The organism is Halomonas elongata, from assembly GCF_029081005.1.
Taxonomy (GTDB): Bacteria; Pseudomonadota; Gammaproteobacteria; order Pseudomonadales; family Halomonadaceae; genus Halomonas; species Halomonas elongata_B.
Window position 1 is genome coordinate 24,025 of record NZ_JAJQTQ010000019.1, and the last position, 16,789, is coordinate 40,813.

Here is a 16,789-nt window from a genome sequence, read left to right on the forward strand (position 1 = left end):
AATGGAGACCTCGAGATGTCGGCCGAGTCCACCGCCGAGGCGCATCGCGCCACCCTGTGGGGTGCCAGTACCGTTCTCAACTGGGCGACCCTGGCGTTGTTCACCCAATGGGCCGGCCCGGTGCCGCCTTTCCTGCTCACCGCGCTGTGCTTCGGTCTGGCCGGCGGCCTGGCGCTGCTGGTGTTCCTGGCGCGCGGTGATGGTCCGGCCCTGGCCGAGGCCTTCCGCCAGCCGCCTGCGGGCTGGCTGTTGGGCGTCGGGGGGCTGTTCGGCTATCACCTCTGCTACTTCATCGCCCAGCAGAACGCGCCAGCGGCCAACGCGGGGTTGATCAGCTACCTCTGGCCCTTGCTGATCGTCATCCTGGCCGGCTTGCTGCTGCCGGGCGAGCGTCTTCGCGGCATCCATCTGCTGGGCGGCATCTGCGGCTTCCTGGGGGCGGCGCTGCTGGTGGGCCCCGACGGTCTCGACTGGGCAGGGGAGTACACGCCGGGCTATCTGGCTGCGTTGCTGGCCGCCTTTATCTGGAGCGGTTACTCGGTGGTCTCGCGGCTGCTGGCGCGCATCCCCACCACGGCGGTGGCCTGGAACTGCCTGGGCGCCGCTGTGCTGGCGCTCGCTTGCCACCTTGCCTGGGAACCGCTCGGCTGGCCCGAGGGGGCGAATCTCTGGGCGATCCTGGCCCTGGGGCTGGGCCCGGTGGGCAGCGCTTTCTTCACCTGGGACCTGGGCATGAAACGCGGTCAGGTGCGCTTGCTGGGGCTGTTGTCCTACGCCACGCCGCTGTTTTCCACCCTGGTGCTGATCGCCGCCGGCCTGGCGACAGCCAACCCGACCCTGCTGCTCGCCGCGGTCCTGATCTGTGGGGGCGCGCTGATCGGAAGCGGCATGCTGGGAAGCCGACGATCTGGACGGTCAAGTGAAGCATCGCGATGACAACGAAGCCGCCCGTCGGGCGGCCCGTTTCGTTGGATCGGAAGGGGGCGTTTCAGGCGGGCAGGGTGACGTACCGTGTCTCCAGATAGGCGTCGAGGCCCGCGCGGCCGAGTTCGCGACCGATGCCGCTGCCCTTCATGCCGCCCCAGCCGAGTCCTGGCGGGGCCACCTGGTGAGTGTTGCACCAGACATTGCCCGCCTGGAGCCGTGCGGCGATATCGGCGGCGCGGCCCTTGTCGCCGGCGACGACAGTGGCGGCCAGGCCGAAGGCGCTGTCGTTGGCCAGGGCGATCGCCTCGTCATCACTGACCACGCGACGCGTGCACAGGATGGGACCGAAGATTTCCTCGCGCCACAGCCGGCTCGTGGTGGGCACATCGCGAAAGACCCGGGGGGCGATGAAATAGCCGTGATCGGGCAAGGCCGGGAACGGGTCGCTACCGGAATCGAGTCCTTCCTGCTCGGCGGCGGCCAGATAGCCGAGTACCCGCTCGTACTGGGCGGTATTGACCAGTGGACCGAGCGTGGTGGCGTTGTCCAGCGGGTTGCCCGGGACGAGGTCGGCGATGGCCGCGTCGAGGCGCTCATGGAGGGTATCGGCCAGTGACTCGTGGACCAGCAGCCGCGAGGTCGCCGAGCACATCTGGCCGGCATTGTAGGCGAAACCTGCCAGGACCAGCTCGGCGGCCAGATCCGGGTCGGCATCTTCGCTGACCAGGATCGGCGACTTGCCGCCGAGCTCCAGGGAAACGTTGCGGGTTCCCCGGGCGGCAGCGGCCATCACGGCCTCGCCCACGGGGTTGCTGCCGGTGAAGGACAGCTTGTCGACCCCGGGGTGGGCGGTCAGCGCCTCGCCCACGCCTCGGCCGTCGCCGTGCACCAGGTTGAAGACACCGGGCGGCAGGTCGACCTCGAGGGCGATCTCGGCCAGTGCCTGTTCGGGAAGCGGTGTGACCTCGGAGGGCTTGAAGACTACCGTGCAGCCGGCGGCGAGGGCCGGGGCAATCTTCCAGGCGCTGCTGACCAGGGGAAAGTTCCAGGGGGTGATCAAGCCGGCCACGCCGACCGGGTCCTGGTAGCGTCGCGATACCATGTCCGCTTCGCCCGTGGCGACTGCCTCGCCCTGGCGCGCATCCAGCGCGCGGGCTTCGCCCGCATAGTAACGGTAGCAGGCGATGGCGTCGGCCAGGTCCTGGTCGGCTTCGGCCAGCGGTTTGCCGTTGTTGCGGCTGGAAAGCTGGACGAGCGAGGCGCGACGGGCCTCGATGGTGTCGGCAATGGCATCGATGAAGCGGCCGCGACGCTTGCCCGAGAGAGCTCGCCAACCGGCCAGCGCACGGCGGGCGGCGGCCACGGCATCGTTCACGTCGGCGGGATCGCCGGCGGTCACAGCGGCGATGGAGACTTCGCGATACGGATCGAGGACGTCCAGGCGTCGCGTGGCCCGGCTTTCCACCCAGGCGTTATCGATGAAGTGTCGTGTCAGTGTGCTCATGGGGCTTCTCCATGGGTGTGCAGGGAGCGGCGCGGCAGCCAGCCCCGGCCGCGCTCGGGCTTCATGCCGGGGAAATGACGTTCCACCTGGCGCAGTACCAGGGTGAGCACCAGTGTCATGGCCAGATAGATGCCGCCGATCAGCATCAGGGGTTCATAGACCAGGAAGGTCTCGTCGCGAATGATGTTGGCAGCCTGCAGCAGGTCCATCATGGCGATGGTCGAGACCAGCGGCACGGACTTGAGCAGCAGAATCATCTCGCCGGTCAGGGTCGGCAGGCATTGCTGGATGGCACGGGGCAGCCAGAGGCGGAAAAAGACCTGCAGGGGCGTCAAGCCGAAGGCGCGGCCGGCCTCACGTTCGCCCGGCGGCACGCTCAACAGGGCGCCTCGAATGACCTCACCGGAATAGGCGCCGACGCTCAGGATGAAGGTCAGGGCACCATAGAAGAAGGGATCGCGCAGCAATGGCCAGATGACGCTGTCCTGGATGCCGGGGATACCCTCGAGCAGGCGTCCCACGCCGTAGTAGAAGAAGAACAGCTGCACCAGCAGCGGCGTTCCGCGCATCACCGTGGTGAAGCCCTGAACGGCCAGTGCCAGGGGCCGGGGTGCCTTGAGCCGCGTGATGGCAACGAGCACGGCCAGGGCCAGGCCGCCGACCGCGGACACGGCGATCAGCCACAGGGTGTTGATGAAGCCCTCGATCAGGTATTCCTGATAGAAGGGATCGCCAAGCCAGGAAAAGTCCATGTCAGGCCTCCTCGGTGGTCGGCTGGCCGCGACGCAGGTAACGTTCCAGGCGCGCGAACAGCGCCGTGGACGACAGCGTCATCGCCAGGTAGATGACGCCGGCGGCGGCATAGAACAGAAAATGGGCACGCGTGCTGGAGGCCGCCTGCTGGATGGTGAAGAACAGCTCGCTGTAGCCGATGACGCTGATCAGGGCGGTATCCTTGATCAGGATCAGCCACAGGTTCGACATGCCCGGCAGGGCAGTGGGCAGCATGGCCGGCACGACGATGCGTCGGAAGCGCGCCCAGGCCGAGAAGCCGAAGGCATCGGCGGCCTCGAGCTGACCTCGGGGAATGGCCAGGATGGCGCCACGAAGCACTTCGGTCATGTAGGCACCCTGAACGAACGCCAGCACGCCCACGGCGGTCACGAAGCCGTTGATGGATACCTGACCGGAAAAGCCCATGGCATTGGTCAGGGCGGTGAGTGCCTGGGAGCCGGCATAGTAGAGCAGGATGATCAGCAACAGCTCGGGCACGGCTCGCACCGCCGTGGAGTAGAGGATGCCCAGGCCGCGTACCGGTGCCCAGGGGCTGAGGCGCGCGCTGGCGCCGATCAGGCCGAGCAGCAGGCCAATGGCATAGGCCAGCACGGCGATCTCCAGAGTCGTCAGGGCCCCCTGGAGTATGGGGCCGGCCCAGTCGGCCAAGCCTTCTTGCGAGAGGTTGTTCATGGTCGAAAAGCACCTTGGAAGACACGGAATGCGCGCCGGGACGGAATAACGTCGTACGGTCTCTTCGGGGATCGACCGGCGCGTACCGTGTCACACTTGCGTTGACATCCTTGCATGGACATGGCGAAGCCGCCGGACAGCGTCACCGCCCGGCGGTTCGAATCACGATGGCAATCGATGGTACTCAGCCGGTGCAGACGTCGGTGCCGAAGTACGACTCGGAGAGTCGGGTGCAGGTGCCATCCTGCTGGACCTTTTCGATGGCCGCATTGAGGTCGGCCTCCAGGTCGTCGTCAGCCTTTCGGATACCGATGCCGACGCCCTCGCCATAGGCTTCGTGGTGCGGCGCGGTGCCCTTGATCTCGAAGCCTTCGGCCTCGTCGCGCTCGACCAGTTCGTTCATGGCGATCTTGTCGGCCAGGATCACGTCCAGGCGGCCGGAGAGCAGATCGCGGTTGACCTGCTCGGCCTGGTCGTAGAGGCGGATATCGACGCCGGTGTCACGCAGGGCGCGGCGGGCATAGGTGGCGTTGGTGGTGGCGCTCTGCACGCCCAGTACCAGGCCGTCCAGCCCTTCGGGAAGGCTCAGTTCCAGGTCGTCGGCGGCCACGTAGGCACCAGGGGTGAAGTAGTAGGGATCGGTGAAGTCGATGACCTTCTGGCGGGCCTCGGTGATCGACATGGAGTTCATGATCATGTCGATGCGCCCGGCCTTGAGCGAGGGGATGATACCGCTCCAGCCGGTGGGCTTGATCTCGCACTCGGCTTCCATGGCCTCGCAGATGGCCATGCCCAGTTCCACTTCGAAACCGGTCCATTCGCCTTCGGACGAGGTGTAGGTGAAGGGCGGATAGGGCTCGGCGGAAATGCCGATCTGCAGGGGTTCTGCGGCCTGGACGGTGCCGCCGAGACCGGCGATGGAAAGCGCGATGGCGGGGATGAGGGCGCGTTGCATGGTGTTCTCCTGGCTCGTTGTTCGAAAGTGGGTGTGCTGTGGCCGATCAGGCGGCCGGGGCTGCGAAGCGCCGACAACGCGGATCGTCGAAGACCTCGCCGGGGGAACCGGCGACACCGATGACGCCGCGATCGAGAAACACGACCTGGTCGGAGACTTCCCGGGCGAAGGCCATCTCGTGGGTGACCAGCACCATGGTTCGGCCTTCGCCGGCCAGGTCGCGAATCACGCCGAGTACCTCGTTGACCCGTTCCGGATCCAGCGCCGACGTCGGCTCGTCGAACAGCAGCAGGCGTGGCTCCATGGCGAGTGCGCGGGCGATGGCCACGCGCTGCTGCTGGCCGCCGGACAGGAAGGCCGGGTAGGCATCGCGCTTGTCGGCCATGCCGACACGCGCCAGGTAGTGTTCGGCCACCTCGGTGGCGCGTCGGCGGGAGAGTCCTTGCACCCGCATCGGGGCCTCGGTGACGTTGCCGAGCACGCTGAAGTGCGGCCACAGGTTGAACTGCTGGAAGACCATGCTGACCTTGGCGCGCAGCCGCTGCAGCTGGCGCCGGTCCAGGCCGACGACGTCGCCCTGGGGATTGCGGTTGAACTGGATCGTCTCATCCGCAATCGCCAGGTCGCCCTGGTCGGGGCGTTCCAGCAGGTTGAGGCAGCGCAGCAGGGTACTCTTGCCGGACCCGCTGGCGCCGATGATGGAGGTAACGCTGCCCTCGGGAACCTCGAGGGAGACATCGCGCAGCACCTCGAGGTCGCCATAGCGTTTGACGAGGTGGCGCGCTTGCACCGCCGGGGCGGCGGTGGCTTGCGGAGTGTGGTCGTCGAGCGATGATGTCATAGGCGACTCATTGGACGGTGGAAAGGAGGCCGGCGTCGTCGCGTGCCGTCTCGGCACAACGGGCCAGGCGTTGGCAGGCATCGGTCAGGCGGGCTTCGTCGACGGTCAGGCTCAGCCGGATGAAACCGGCGGCGGAGGGACCGAAGGCCTCGCCGGATAGCACCGACACGCCTTGTTCATCGAGCAGTCGGTCGGCGAAGGCCTGGGACGAGAGGCCGGTGGCGCGTACATCGACCATCAGGAACATGCCCGCCGCCGGGGGGATGACCTCCACGGCCGGACAGTCCGCCAGGGCCGCGCAGACGGCGTCGCGCCGGGCTCGGTAGCCCTGGTGCATGGCCTCGAGTTCCGGGGCCTGTCGGGTCAGGGCGTCCCGGGCGGCGTCCTGGATGAAGTCCGGGCAGCCATAGAGCATGCACAGCGCCAGGTTGCCGAGGTGCTCGATCAGCTCCCGGGGGCCGAGCACCCAGCCCAGTCGCCAGCCGGTCATGGCGTGGGACTTGGAGAGACTGTCGATCACCACGCTGCGATCCTCCAGGCCGGGCAGGGCGGCAGCGCACTGGTGCTCGCCCTCGAAGATCAGGTTGGCGTAGACCTCGTCGGAGATCAGCCACAGATCATGGCGTCGGCAGAGCTCGGCGATGGCGTGCCAGGTGTCGGCGTCGATGAGCTGCCCGGTGGGGTTGTGCGGGCTGTTGAGCATGATCGCCCGGGTGCGCGGGGTGATCGCCGCCTCGATATCGGCCGGGTCGAGGCGGAAGCCGGCATCGCCGCGTAGCGGGATGCGTACCATGGCGGCATCGGTGGAGCGTAACACCGCCTCGTAGGTGACATAGCAGGGCTCGGGCACGATGACCTCGTCGCCCGGGTCGAGCAGGCACTGGGCCACGGCGTAGAGCCCGCACTGGGCCCCTGACATCACGATGATGCGCTCGGGGTCGGCCTCGACGCCGTGCCGGCGGTAGCGCTCGGCGATGGCATCGCGCAGGGCGTGCTTGCCCTGGACGTCGGGATAATGGGTGGCGCCGTCACGCAGGCTGTTCACGGCGCTCTCGACGATCATCGCCGGGGTGTCGAAGTCCGGGTCGCCCACCGACAGCACGGTGATGTCTTCGCCGGCAGCCTGGCGGGCCAGGGCCCGGTTATGGATGTCCCAGGCCGCGGCGCCTTCTCCGGCGATACGGTCGGTCAGTCGGGAATAACGCATGAAAGTCTCGCTAGGTGGCCTGAGGGGAAGTGTCATCGGCTGGCATGCGGCGGCGTTCGGCCTGCCAGGCGAGGTCGGTGCCCTGCGGGCTGGCGGCCCATGCCTCGTACTGGCGGGCGACGTGCTCGCACAGTTCCGAGCTGGCCTGACGCAAGGGGCGTCCGGTGGCCTGGGCGGCCAACTGGGCTTGGCAACTGCGTTCCAGGTCGCGCATGCGCAGGAAGGCCTCGCCCACGCTGCGTCCGCAGGTCAGCAGGCCGTGCTGGCGCAGCAACATCGCCATGTGGCGACCGAGATGGGCGGTCAGCCGTCGACGTTCGTCGAGGTCCAGGGCGATGCCTTCATAGTCGTGATAACCGAGCCGGTCATGAAACTGCATCGCCCACTGGTTCAGCGGCAGCAGGCCTTCCTCGAGGCAGGAAACGGCGACGCCGGCGACCGTGTGGGTGTGCAGCACACAGGCGACCTCGGGACGCGCCGCATGGATGGCACTGTGGATGGTGAAACCGGCGGGATTGATGCCGAGCCCGGTCGGGTCGTCGAGGATCTCGCCTTCGGCGTCGACGGTGACCAGGTTGTCGGCACGTACCTCGTCGAAGCGCAGACCGAAAGCGTTGAGCAGGAAGCGCTCGCCGGGCAGGCGTGCCGAGATATGCGTCGAGATGCCGTCATCCATGCCGTCCAGTGCGACCAGCCGGTAGGCGGCGGCCAGGTCGCGGCGCTGCATGGCTTCCTCGTCACGAGGTGTCGTCACAGGCTGGCCTCCACGGCATCGAGCGCATTGCCGCCGTCGCGGGTCTCGACGCCCTCGAGGAATTCGGCGACTCGCTCGGGGTGGGACGCCAGCCAGTCGTGGGCCACGGCTTCCAGCTCGCGCTCTTCGAGGCTGTAGTCGCGGATGAATTCACTCTGCTCGTCGGCGCTGAGCACGAACTGGTCGAGCAGCCGGGTCAGATTGGGGTTGGCCTCGGCGTAGGACGTGGCGACGATGGTCTTGACGTCGCTGCGGCCATTGTCGGCCCCATAGACGCCTTCGGGGTCGTCGAGGATGCGGGTGTTGTATTCCGGCACCATCCAGTGGGGCGTCCAGCCGTAGAAGACGATCCAGCGGTCCTCGTCGACCGCGGCCTCGACCTCGCTGAGCATGCCGGGCGTGGACGAGGACATGCCTTCCCAGTCACCCAACCCGTAGGTGTCGGCCTCGATGGCCTGGTTCAGCATGTCGGTGACGGTGGAGCCGCTCTCGATGCTGTAGACGGTCTTGTCGAAGCGCTTGGCCACCTCGGGGTCGGCCAGTTGTTCGGCGCTGGTGATGCCCGCCTCGTAGACGTATTCCGGTACCGCGAAGCCCATGCGGGCACCGTTGACGTTGTTGCCCAGGTCGACGATGGCGTCGGCCTTCATGGCGGCGTCGTAGCTCTCCTGCTGTGCGGGCATCCAGCCGGCGAGAAAGGCATCGCTGTCGCCGGTCTGCAGGGTGTTGTAGCCGACCGTCGAGCTGAGCTGCTGCTTGCTGGTGGTATAGCCCAGCGGCTCGATGAGCTGGGCGAAGATCTCGCTCTTGACGGTCACGCCGGGCCAGGGCGGCACGACCAGGCGCAGCTGGTCGTCGCGATCGGCGGCCGTGGCGGGGCCGGCCAGGGCCAGGCCGGCGATCAGGGTCATGGTCAGGGTCGTGGTATGCGTCTTCATATACAGACGTCTCCTTTATCTCTGGTCGGCTGGTTCTGGCTATGCGTTGGATGAAAACCCATATCAGATGCCAGCAGGGCATGCCCGGCGACAAGTCTGCGCGAGGGCGCTATAAACCCGTCCTTGGGCGCTACTTTTGCCTTCCCTGGTCACAAGACCCTCGCTTCGACTCGTCCCCGGCGTATATCTCCATCTTTCTTTCTGGTCGGGTAAACGTGCCGATGATCAGAGCGAGGCGATCCAGGCGGAGGCATCGACCTCGATGATCAATGGAGAACTCGCTTCATCGAGGCGGCCGAGGGCGTCGTGCAGGCTCGCCGGGTCGGTCACGCCGAGGTGGCGACAGGCGAAGGCCTGCGCCAGGGCCTGGAAGTCGGGGGCGGCCAGATCGACGCCCAGGTGCGGTATCTCGCTCATCGACATGAAGCGGCGGATCTCGTCGTAGCCGTCGTTGTTCCAGATCACGATTGCCACGGGGCGGCCGAGGTCGCGGGCGGTGCCCAGCTCGCCGAGCACGAACTGCAGGCCACCGTCGCCGACCAGGGCGACCACCGGTTGTTCCGGCCGGGCCAGGGCGGCGCCCAGGGCGGCGGGCAGGCCGTAGCCGAGGGTGCCGAAGCCGGTGGCGGCGTTGAACCAGCGGCGCGGTGCCGGCAGCGAGGCCAGGAAGTTGCCGGCGTAGACCGGGCCGGTGGAATCGCCGACCAGGATGGCGTCCGGCAGTACCTCGCGCAGGGTGGCGAAGAGCGGTGCGTAGGGGGCCACCTCGGCATCCTCGGCGAGGGCCAGGGCTCGGCGCACGGCCTCGGCGCGTCCGGCACCGTCGCGTTGCGTCGACTCGGGCAGTCGTTCGGCGAGCGCCGCCATGGCCTGGCCGGCCTCGGCGAGCAGGGCCAGGTCGGCGGCCTGGTTGCGGCCGAGCTGCTGGGGGTCGATATCGATGCGAATGAGGCGACCGTCGAGGACGAAGCCGCCATCGAACACCAGGTCGTAGTCGGTCTCGCCGAGCTCGGTGCCGATGGCCAGTACCACGTCGGCCTCGCGGGCCAGCCGACGGGCCGCGGGCAGGCTGGCAGTGGCGCCCAGGTCTAGCGGGTGGTCGAGCCCGAGCACGCCCTTGGCGTTGATGGTGGTAAAGGTCGGGGCATCGAGTCGTTCGACCAGGGCGCGGGCCGCGCCCGGCGCGTCGGCGGTGCCGCCGCCGAGCAGGACCAGGGGACGCGAAGCCGTGCCGAGCCACTCGGCGGCTCGTGCCAGCGCCTCGGGAGCCGGTGCCGGCGGGTAGGTGCGAGTCGGTGTGATGGGCTCGTCGGATACCGGGGCGCCCATCACGTCCAGGGGGATCTCGATATGCACGGGACCGGGACGGGCACTGTGGAATATCGAGAAGGCACGGGCCATGACCTCTGGAAGCGCCTCTGGGTCGTGCAGGGTGTGGCTGAACACGCTGACGCCGGCCAGCGTCTCGCGCTGGTGGGGCATCTCGTGCAGACGCCCCTGGCCACGACCCAGGCTGGCGCGCTGGTTGACACTGGAGATCACCAGCATCGGCACCGAGTCGGCTAGGGCCTGCCCCATGGCGGTGGCCATATTGGTCATGCCGGGACCGGTGATGATGAAGCAGGCAGCGGGCAGGCCGCTTGCCCGGGCATGGCCGTCGGCCATGAAACCGGCGCCTTGTTCGTGACGCGGCGTGACGTGGTGCAGCCGGCTTTCGCCGAGGGCACGGTACAGTTCGATGGTGTGCACGCCGGGGATGCCGAAGGCAGTATCGACGCCGTAGGCCTCGAGCAGTTGAATCAGTCGCTGGGCGCAAGTCATCGCGGCGAGTTCTCCTCGATCGGATCGGGCAGGCCACCGAAGGGCGGACGGCCCAGGACGCGCTCGACCATGGGCACGAAGTGCTCGAGTGGCAGGGTGTCGTAGTCGGGGTCGAAACTCGCCTGGTCCCAGTGGTCACAGAAGCGCACCGTGCGCGCATAGGCCGGATGGTCGCGAAACTGCTCCCGGACGTGGCGATCCTGGCCGAAGAAGTGGCGGTAATGATACCCCTGAAAGAGTTCGTGGTGGCGAATCATCCAGGCATTCAAGGGATCGATGAACGGCTCGAGGATACCCGCGGCGATCTCGGCGTGATTGGCCGGTGCCAGGTCGTCGCCGATGTCATGCAGCAGGGCGCACACCACCATTTCCTCGTCGGCACCGTCACGCAGGGCGCGGGTCGCCGTCTGCAGGCTGTGCTCGAAACGATCCACCGGGTAGCCGTGATGGTCGCCGGCCAGGCGGTGAAGATGGTCGAGCACGCGGCGCGGGGCGTCGGCCTGGTAGTCGCGGAAACGGGCGTCGATCAAGTGCCACTCGTCGAGCCGGCTTTCGTCGAAACGTCGGAAACTGGCCTGGTTCATGCGCTGGCCTCCTGCGATGGCTGGCCGGAGAGCTGCCGACGGAGCACGAGGCGTCGGCTGGTGGTGCTGTCGCGGTCGACGTAGCCCTGGCGCAGATGGCGCACGCCGCCGGCGAGTTGGTAGGCGCGTCGCCCGTGCAGCAGGCGATAGTTGTCCATGATCAACATCTGGCCGGGATCGAGCTTGAGGTGAACGGTCAGCTCGTCCGAGGTGATCAGGTGGTAGAAGGCCCGGCGCGCGGCGTAGTAGCGTTCGAGTTCATCGGCCGACAGGGCATCGACACGTTCGGTGCGGTTGTTGAAGCGCACGCGTGCCAGGCGGCCGTGGCTGTCGAGCTCGATCAGCGGCCCTTCACCTTCCAGGCGCGTGGTGTCGTCATGGTAGAGAAAGCCCGGGGCGACACGGGTCAGGCAGTCGAAGGCCTCGGGGTCGCGCGCCTTGAGCGTCAGCGCCGCCTGATAGCCGTCGACCAGGGTGTTGTCACCGCCGTCGGCGGCATTGGTCAGGCAATGCAGCCAGATGTAGCCGGGAATCGGATCGCGGTAGGGGTTGTCGGTGTGCGGTTCGAGCCCACGCTGGGTCATGGTCAGGTCATAGGCGTTGGCCACCGACTTGACGTCGGCGATGCCGCCCCAGTTGGTGCGGCGCAGGGGACCGATACGGTCGATCAGGGCCTGCATGCCGTCTTCCTCGGTGGGCACGCCCGAGACCAGCACGAAGCCGAAACGATGCAGGTTCTCTAGCATGTCGAGCAGGGCGGCGTCGTCCTGGCGGGCGGCCGCGAAGTCCGCTCTGGGCGGCTCGGCCAGGCTGGCATCCCAGAGGGTACGGCCGGGCACGCTGGTAGCGATCTCGGTGCTGGCCTCGACCAGTTCCTCGAGCGGAAAGTCGGTGGCGTGGCCGTCGCTGAAACGCAGCGCCACATGCTCGCCGGTCAGCTCGGCACTTTCCAGGGTCAGGTCGAGCGGTAATTCGGCGGCCTCGATCAGGCGCTGGCCGGTGCGGGGATCCAGGGTGGCGGAATCGGGGGCGCGTTCGCGCAGCCAGAGGGCAGCGAATTCGCGGGTCTGGCCCTGGGTGTCGAGGTTCAGGCGCTGTCCGTCCGAGGACAGCCACAGCTTGCCGCTTGCGGTCATGACGATCTATCTCCGGGTATTGCGTGGACCGTGACGAAGTGTCGCCACCGGCGCCGATGCGCGACTGGCTTTACCCTAACGCCGCTGCGCCGCTACCATTTGCATAAATTCGCCCTATATTTGATATTTTTGGCCATAATGAGTGAGTTCACCGACGCCTGGCCCTATCCGAGACCGGATTCCCCGCCGCTGCTGGCGCCTGAGGAAGCGGAGCACACCCTGGATGTCTGGCTGGTGCCCAAGTTCTCGATGCTGAGTCTGTTCTGTCTGCTGGAGCCGTTGCGCGTGGCCAATCGTTTCGGCCGGGACCTGTTTGCCTGGCGGTTGTTGTCCGCCGATGGAGAAGGGCTGGTGGCCAGCAACGGCGTGCGTATCGATGTCGATGGCGAGCTCGATGCCGTGGCCGATGACGCGCATTTGATGGTGGTGTCTTCCTATGAGGCGGAGGCGACCATCCGAGGGCAGGATCTCGCCGTGCTGAGGCGAGTGGCGGCCCATGGAGGCTGGCTGGGGGGGCTGGACACGGCACCCTTCATCCTGGCGCGATCGGGCGTGCTGGAAGGGCATCGGGTCGCGATGCATTGGGAAAGCGTACCGGCGTTTCGACGCGAGTTCCCGCAGCTCAGGGTCAGCCAGGCACGCTTCGAGCTCGATGCATCCCGGCTGACTGGATCGGGCGGGTCGGCGAGCATCGACATGATGCTGGCCTGGATGGAACGGCTCTATGGCCCGGCGCTGGCCAATGCGGTGGGCCGTCAACTGGTGCACCAGCGCGGTGACGATGACCCTTCGCCGAGCCGGGACGAGCGCTATGCGCACTTGCCGCGCAGCGTGCTGCGAGCCCTGGCGGTCATGGAGGCGAACCTGGCCCAGGCGCTGCCCATTCCCGAGATCTGCCGGTTGGTGGGACAGTCACAGCGCCAGTTGACGCGTCGCTTCATGGCCCATTTCGGCGAGACACCCAAGCAATGCTACCTGGGCATGCGGCTCGACCAGGCCCAGCGCCTGCTGGCCGCCAGCCACTGTCGGGTCACCGAGGCGGCGTTGGCCACCGGGTTCGCACACCTGGCGCACTTTTCCCGGGCCTACCGGGCGAGATTCGGAGAGGCGCCCAGTGTGACCGCTGAACGCGGCTGAAAGCCGCTGACGGGAGGCTCAGCGAAGGCCGATGTCGGCGGCAGGGGTGCCGAGCATTCGTCGCTTCTCAGGCATCGGTGGTGAGACGGCGCTGGCGCCTCGCTCGCTGGATCATGCGATAGCGCGAGCGGATCTCGTCGCGCTCCATGTAGCAGCCCTGCAGCCAGCGGTGGCCGCTGGCGCCTTCGAAGGCGTCGCGGGCGTGCAACAGGCGGCGGTTGTCGAAGATCACCAGGTCGCCGGGCTCGTAGGTGAAGCGGATGGCGAAGGCCGGGTCGCGCAGCAGGCGTTGCAGCGTCATCAGTGCCTCATAGGCCGGCTCCACGTCCTCGAAGGCCGTCTGCAGCGGGCCGCGCAGGAAATCGGCGATGCGCACCTCGAGCAGCTCGCCCCGGGCGTCGAGACGGATCATCGGCTCGTACCACACGTAGTCGGTGGTCCTGGCGGTGTTGGCGTAGCACCAGCGCACCCGTGTCAGCGTCGACCAGGCTTCGGGGTGACGGTCGCGCAGCGCCTCGGCCACGGCGAAGCCGTCGAGCATCACCGCCTGGCCGCCCTCCACGCTGTTCTCCAGGCAGTGCAGCATCTGCAGGCCCGGGTGGTACTCGCGGGTCGGCAGGTCCACGTGGGGCGGCAGGGCGATGGAGGTATAGGCGTTGGAGTCCGGGTCCGGCTTGGCCTTGACGTCGAACAGTTGCCCGAAGTTGGTGGGACGCACCGGACCGATACGCCGGGCGATGGTCTCCAGAGAGCCGGGTTCGGTGGGCAGGTTGCGCAGCCGTACCAGCCCCTTGCCGAGCACGCTCTCCAGGGCCGGGGCGAGGATCGCCTCTTCGGCGTCGTCGCCCGCGTCTGTGTCGAGCAGGCCTGTGGCGTCCAGGGTGTCGGGGCCGGACTCCGGGCCGCCCTGCCAGGTCGTCATCGGCACCAGCGGCGCCTCGGCGTCGCCGGTGTTGTCGTAGTCGTGGGCGCGCAGCCAGCCCGGGTGGAAGCGCAGGCGGCGATCCTCGGGGGCGAAGTCCACGCACAGTGCGCCGGCGGCGTCGATCACGGCGCCCTCGACCTCCGGCCAGGCGGGCAGGGTGGAGAGGTCCAGGATGCGTTCCCGGGTCGCCGGGTTGATGGTGGTGTCGTCGGCGGCGTTCTCGCGCAGCCAGATGCCGTGGTAGCGGCTGACCCGGCCGTCGCTCCAGCGCACCGTCACCAGCCGTGCGGTGAAGGAGACGGCGTCGAGATCGGCGTCGATCGGCCAGGCGTCGTAATCCGGCGTGCGTGGCAGTTCGGTGTCGGTCATGGGGTATCTCCTGAGATGGCAGCGTGATGATGCGGCTCAGGATGCCAACCGACAGGCAACGCCATGCGACATGATTCGACATCGACTATGCGCGATTCGACAATTCGTCTCGAATCAGCGTCTCCTCAGCTGGCTGGGTGTCAGGCCGTAGCGCCTGCGGAAGGCCCGGGTGAAGCTGGAGGCCGAGGCGAAGCCGCTTGCCAGGGCGATGTCCATGATGCTGTGGCGGGTATCGATCAGTAGCTGGTGGGCATGGGCCAGGCGACGTTCCTGGTAGAAGTGCAGCGGCGTCTGGCCGAGGTGGCGAGCGAAGAGCCGCTCGAGCCGCCGCCAGGAAAATCCGAGCTCATCGGCCAGTGCCTGGATGCCTAGGGGAGCCTCCAGATGGGTCTCCATCAGCGCAATGGCTCGATGGAGCCCAGGGTCGACATCATTGGCTGGCCGGGCGGTGTGGCGCTGCCGGCTGGCAGGCAGGCGGCCCTGGTCGTGGACGAGCTGTTCACGCACCTGGCCGGCCAGTTCGTCGCCGTGTCGACGGGCGATCAGGTCCAGGCTCATGTCGATGGCCGAGCTGCCGCCGGCGCAGGAAAATCCTTCGGCCGATATCTCGTAGAGCGACTCGACCGCCTCGATCCCGGGGAAGCGCTCGCGAAAGGCGGGCAGGGACTCCCAGTGCAGGGTCACGGTCTGGTCATCGAGCAGGCCGGCGGCGGCGAGTGCGAAGCAGCCCGTGTCCATGCCGCCCAGGACGCAGCCGGCTCGGGCGCGGGCCTGCAGCCATTCCAGCAGTTCGGCGTCGAGGGCCTGCTCCGGAGCGAAGCTGGCGCAGACTGCCAGGCTCGGGGTCTCGGGCGCGTCCTGCAACGACCAGGTGGCGGCAAGCGGCATGCCGTTGGAGGCGGTGACGGGGCCGCCATCGCGACTGATCACGTTCCAGTGGAACAAGGTGCGACCGCTGATGCGGTTGGCGATGCGCAATGGCTCGATGGCCGAGAAGAACGCCACCATGGCGAAGCGCGGCAGCAGCAAGAAGCCGATGGATTCCGGCTCGGGAACCTGGGGCTGTAGGCGCATGGACGACGAACCTGGCCGGTGGGCATCGGGGATGATCGGATAGCAGTGACGATTGTAGGGCGGATCGCTTCCTTTGCAATGGCCGTGCAAGGGGCGCATGCATGAATTCGCTCTGTCGCATTGTGTCGCCTATGGGTCGACTTGTGAAAAGTTACCCTGATGAAAGGCGTCAGACTGTGAAGGTTCCCCAAGCAACAGGAGATTACCATGACGATGACGCACCACCGTCGCCACCTGCTGGGCGCCACTCTGGCGCTGTCTTCCCTGGCCGCTCCCATGGCTCAGGCCGATCTCGATGAAGTTCGCTTCGGTGTACCGCCCTGGCCGGGGGTCACCGTCAAGTCCGAAATCGCCGCTCAGTTGCTGGAGGCGATGGGCTACGAGACCCGGCAGAACGACCTGGCGGTGAGCGTGATCCTCAATGGTGTGGCCGAGGGAGATCTGGAAACTTACCTGGGCGGCTGGTACCCGGTGCAGACCGACATGGTCGAGCCTCTGGTGGCCGACGGCAAGGTGGAAAAAGCCGCTGCCAACATCCAGGGCGCGATCTCGGGCCTGGTGGTGCCGCGCTATGTACACGAGGCCGGCATCGAGACGGTGGCGGACCTGAATGAGTACCGTGAGCGCTTCGACGGCACCATCCTGGGCATCGAGGCCGGCACCGGCATCAATACCGCTATCGGCGAGGCCATCGATGAGGACCTGGCCGATCTTGGCGACTGGAATCTACGCGAGAGTTCCACCGCAGCGATGCTGGCCCAGGCCGAACAGAAGATGCGCAACGGCGAATGGGTGACCTTCGTCGGCTGGGAACCGCACTGGATGAACGTCAGCTTCGACCTCGTCTATCTCGAGGATGCCGATGATGCTGGTGTGGCAGAGATCGAGAGCACGGTCTGGACCGTCGTGCCGGATGACCTGAAGGACCAGGATGCCGATGTGCATCGTTTCATGACCCAGTATGTGGTGGACACCGCCGACCAGAATGACTGGGTGCACGCCTACAGTCACGAGGAGCGTCCCGCCGACGAGGTGGCCAGCGAATGGATCGCGGCTAACCACGATACCGTGGCGACCTGGCTCGAGGGTGTCGAGGCTCGTGATGGGCGTCCCGCCATCGAGGCGGTCGAGGCGCACTTCGACTGAGGCC

General features: G+C 67.3%; 16 protein-coding genes. 3 read left to right on the forward strand and 13 right to left on the reverse strand.

The genetic code is table 11. From position 1 onward, the window contains the following. Positions 1 to 15: 15 nt before the first annotated feature. A complete protein-coding gene (gene yddG, locus LU493_RS13985; protein WP_275288401.1) occupies positions 16 to 936 on the forward strand; it encodes an aromatic amino acid exporter YddG in 921 nt (306 codons plus the stop codon). 52 nt (positions 937 to 988) lie between these two features. Here the strand turns inward: yddG and LU493_RS13990 are convergent, their stop codons facing one another. The 11 genes from LU493_RS13990 to tmpA form a co-directional block, all read right to left on the reverse strand. Continuing rightward, on the reverse strand, positions 989 to 2,431 hold the full coding sequence (locus LU493_RS13990) for an aldehyde dehydrogenase family protein (RefSeq protein WP_275288402.1): 1,443 nt from the start codon (positions 2,429 to 2,431) through the stop codon (positions 989 to 991). Then, positions 2,428 to 3,183, reverse strand: a complete 756-nt coding sequence (locus LU493_RS13995) for an ABC transporter permease (protein WP_275288403.1) — start codon at positions 3,181 to 3,183, stop codon at positions 2,428 to 2,430. Before LU493_RS13995 ends, LU493_RS13990 begins: the two co-directional genes overlap by 4 nt. 1 nt (position 3,184) lies before the next feature. Further along, a complete protein-coding gene (locus tag LU493_RS14000; protein ID WP_275288404.1) occupies positions 3,185 to 3,898 on the reverse strand; it encodes an ABC transporter permease in 714 nt (237 codons plus the stop codon). A 184-nt stretch (positions 3,899 to 4,082) separates the two neighbouring features. Further along, the gene (locus LU493_RS14005; protein ID WP_275288405.1) at positions 4,083 to 4,853 is read right to left on the reverse strand and encodes a transporter substrate-binding domain-containing protein; all 771 of its coding nucleotides are present in this window, start codon (positions 4,851 to 4,853) and stop codon (positions 4,083 to 4,085) included. A 46-nt stretch (positions 4,854 to 4,899) separates the two neighbouring features. Next, on the reverse strand, positions 4,900 to 5,694 hold the full coding sequence (locus LU493_RS14010) for an amino acid ABC transporter ATP-binding protein (RefSeq protein ID WP_275288406.1): 795 nt from the start codon (positions 5,692 to 5,694) through the stop codon (positions 4,900 to 4,902). A 7-nt stretch (positions 5,695 to 5,701) separates the two neighbouring features. Then, on the reverse strand, positions 5,702 to 6,901 hold the full coding sequence (locus LU493_RS14015) for a pyridoxal phosphate-dependent aminotransferase (RefSeq protein ID WP_275288407.1): 1,200 nt from the start codon (positions 6,899 to 6,901) through the stop codon (positions 5,702 to 5,704). A gap of 10 nt (positions 6,902 to 6,911) precedes the next feature. Then, positions 6,912 to 7,655 (reverse strand): class II aldolase/adducin family protein, encoded by a 744-nt coding sequence (locus LU493_RS14020; RefSeq protein WP_275288408.1) that lies wholly within the window; start codon positions 7,653 to 7,655, stop codon positions 6,912 to 6,914. Further along, positions 7,652 to 8,593 (reverse strand): ABC transporter substrate-binding protein, encoded by a 942-nt coding sequence (locus LU493_RS14025; RefSeq protein WP_275288409.1) that lies wholly within the window; start codon positions 8,591 to 8,593, stop codon positions 7,652 to 7,654. Before LU493_RS14025 ends, LU493_RS14020 begins: the two co-directional genes overlap by 4 nt. Before the next feature lie 225 nt (positions 8,594 to 8,818). Continuing rightward, positions 8,819 to 10,414, reverse strand: a complete 1,596-nt coding sequence (locus tag LU493_RS14030; protein ID WP_275288410.1) for a 5-guanidino-2-oxopentanoate decarboxylase — start codon at positions 10,412 to 10,414, stop codon at positions 8,819 to 8,821. Further along, positions 10,411 to 10,998 carry an HD domain-containing protein gene (locus LU493_RS14035; RefSeq protein ID WP_275288411.1) on the reverse strand — a complete coding sequence of 196 codons (588 nt, stop codon included), beginning with the start codon at positions 10,996 to 10,998 and terminating at the stop codon, positions 10,411 to 10,413. The genes LU493_RS14030 and LU493_RS14035 overlap by 4 nt, the downstream gene beginning before the upstream one ends. Then, a complete protein-coding gene (gene tmpA / locus LU493_RS14040) occupies positions 10,995 to 12,134 on the reverse strand; it encodes a 2-trimethylaminoethylphosphonate dioxygenase (RefSeq protein WP_275288412.1) in 1,140 nt (379 codons plus the stop codon). Before tmpA ends, LU493_RS14035 begins: the two co-directional genes overlap by 4 nt. 138 nt (positions 12,135 to 12,272) lie before the next feature. Here tmpA and LU493_RS14045 point away from each other — a divergent pair, with 138 nt between their 5' ends. Beyond that, entirely contained in the window at positions 12,273 to 13,271 is a 999-nt protein-coding gene (locus tag LU493_RS14045; protein ID WP_275288413.1) for a GlxA family transcriptional regulator, read from the forward strand. A gap of 67 nt (positions 13,272 to 13,338) precedes the next feature. Here the strand turns inward: LU493_RS14045 and LU493_RS14050 are convergent, their stop codons facing one another. Together LU493_RS14050 and LU493_RS14055 are read right to left on the reverse strand one after the other, a co-directional pair. Next, positions 13,339 to 14,565, reverse strand: coding sequence for a TauD/TfdA family dioxygenase (locus LU493_RS14050; protein WP_275288414.1), 1,227 nt, complete (start codon positions 14,563 to 14,565; stop codon positions 13,339 to 13,341). A 114-nt stretch (positions 14,566 to 14,679) separates the two neighbouring features. Further along, positions 14,680 to 15,639, reverse strand: coding sequence for a GlxA family transcriptional regulator (locus tag LU493_RS14055; protein ID WP_275288415.1), 960 nt, complete (start codon positions 15,637 to 15,639; stop codon positions 14,680 to 14,682). A gap of 207 nt (positions 15,640 to 15,846) precedes the next feature. On the opposite strand from LU493_RS14055, the gene LU493_RS14060 reads away from it, so the two are divergent. Then, entirely contained in the window at positions 15,847 to 16,785 is a 939-nt protein-coding gene (locus tag LU493_RS14060) for an ABC transporter substrate-binding protein (protein WP_275288416.1), read from the forward strand. The last annotated feature ends 4 nt before the right edge of the window (positions 16,786 to 16,789 follow it).

Bases quoted from the DNA above. Each gene is read 5' to 3' on its own strand.
- yddG (WP_275288401.1), top strand. From the start codon at position 16: ATGTCGGCCGAGTCCACCGCCGAGGCGCATCGCGCCACCCTGTGGGGT.
- LU493_RS14015 (WP_275288407.1), bottom strand. From the start codon at position 6,901: ATGCGTTATTCCCGACTGACCGACCGTATCGCCGGAGAAGGCGCCGCG.
- LU493_RS14025 (WP_275288409.1), bottom strand. From the start codon at position 8,593: ATGAAGACGCATACCACGACCCTGACCATGACCCTGATCGCCGGCCTG.
- LU493_RS14005 (WP_275288405.1), bottom strand. From the start codon at position 4,853: ATGCAACGCGCCCTCATCCCCGCCATCGCGCTTTCCATCGCCGGTCTC.
- LU493_RS14030 (WP_275288410.1), bottom strand. From the start codon at position 10,414: ATGACTTGCGCCCAGCGACTGATTCAACTGCTCGAGGCCTACGGCGTC.
- tmpA (WP_275288412.1), bottom strand. From the start codon at position 12,134: ATGACCGCAAGCGGCAAGCTGTGGCTGTCCTCGGACGGACAGCGCCTG.
- LU493_RS14045 (WP_275288413.1), top strand. From the start codon at position 12,273: ATGAGTGAGTTCACCGACGCCTGGCCCTATCCGAGACCGGATTCCCCG.
- LU493_RS14010 (WP_275288406.1), bottom strand. From the start codon at position 5,694: ATGACATCATCGCTCGACGACCACACTCCGCAAGCCACCGCCGCCCCG.
- LU493_RS14000 (WP_275288404.1), bottom strand. From the start codon at position 3,898: ATGAACAACCTCTCGCAAGAAGGCTTGGCCGACTGGGCCGGCCCCATA.
- LU493_RS13995 (WP_275288403.1), bottom strand. From the start codon at position 3,183: ATGGACTTTTCCTGGCTTGGCGATCCCTTCTATCAGGAATACCTGATC.
- LU493_RS14050 (WP_275288414.1), bottom strand. From the start codon at position 14,565: ATGACCGACACCGAACTGCCACGCACGCCGGATTACGACGCCTGGCCG.
- LU493_RS14055 (WP_275288415.1), bottom strand. From the start codon at position 15,639: ATGCGCCTACAGCCCCAGGTTCCCGAGCCGGAATCCATCGGCTTCTTG.
- LU493_RS13990 (WP_275288402.1), bottom strand. From the start codon at position 2,431: ATGAGCACACTGACACGACACTTCATCGATAACGCCTGGGTGGAAAGC.
- LU493_RS14060 (WP_275288416.1), top strand. From the start codon at position 15,847: ATGACGATGACGCACCACCGTCGCCACCTGCTGGGCGCCACTCTGGCG.
- LU493_RS14035 (WP_275288411.1), bottom strand. From the start codon at position 10,998: ATGAACCAGGCCAGTTTCCGACGTTTCGACGAAAGCCGGCTCGACGAG.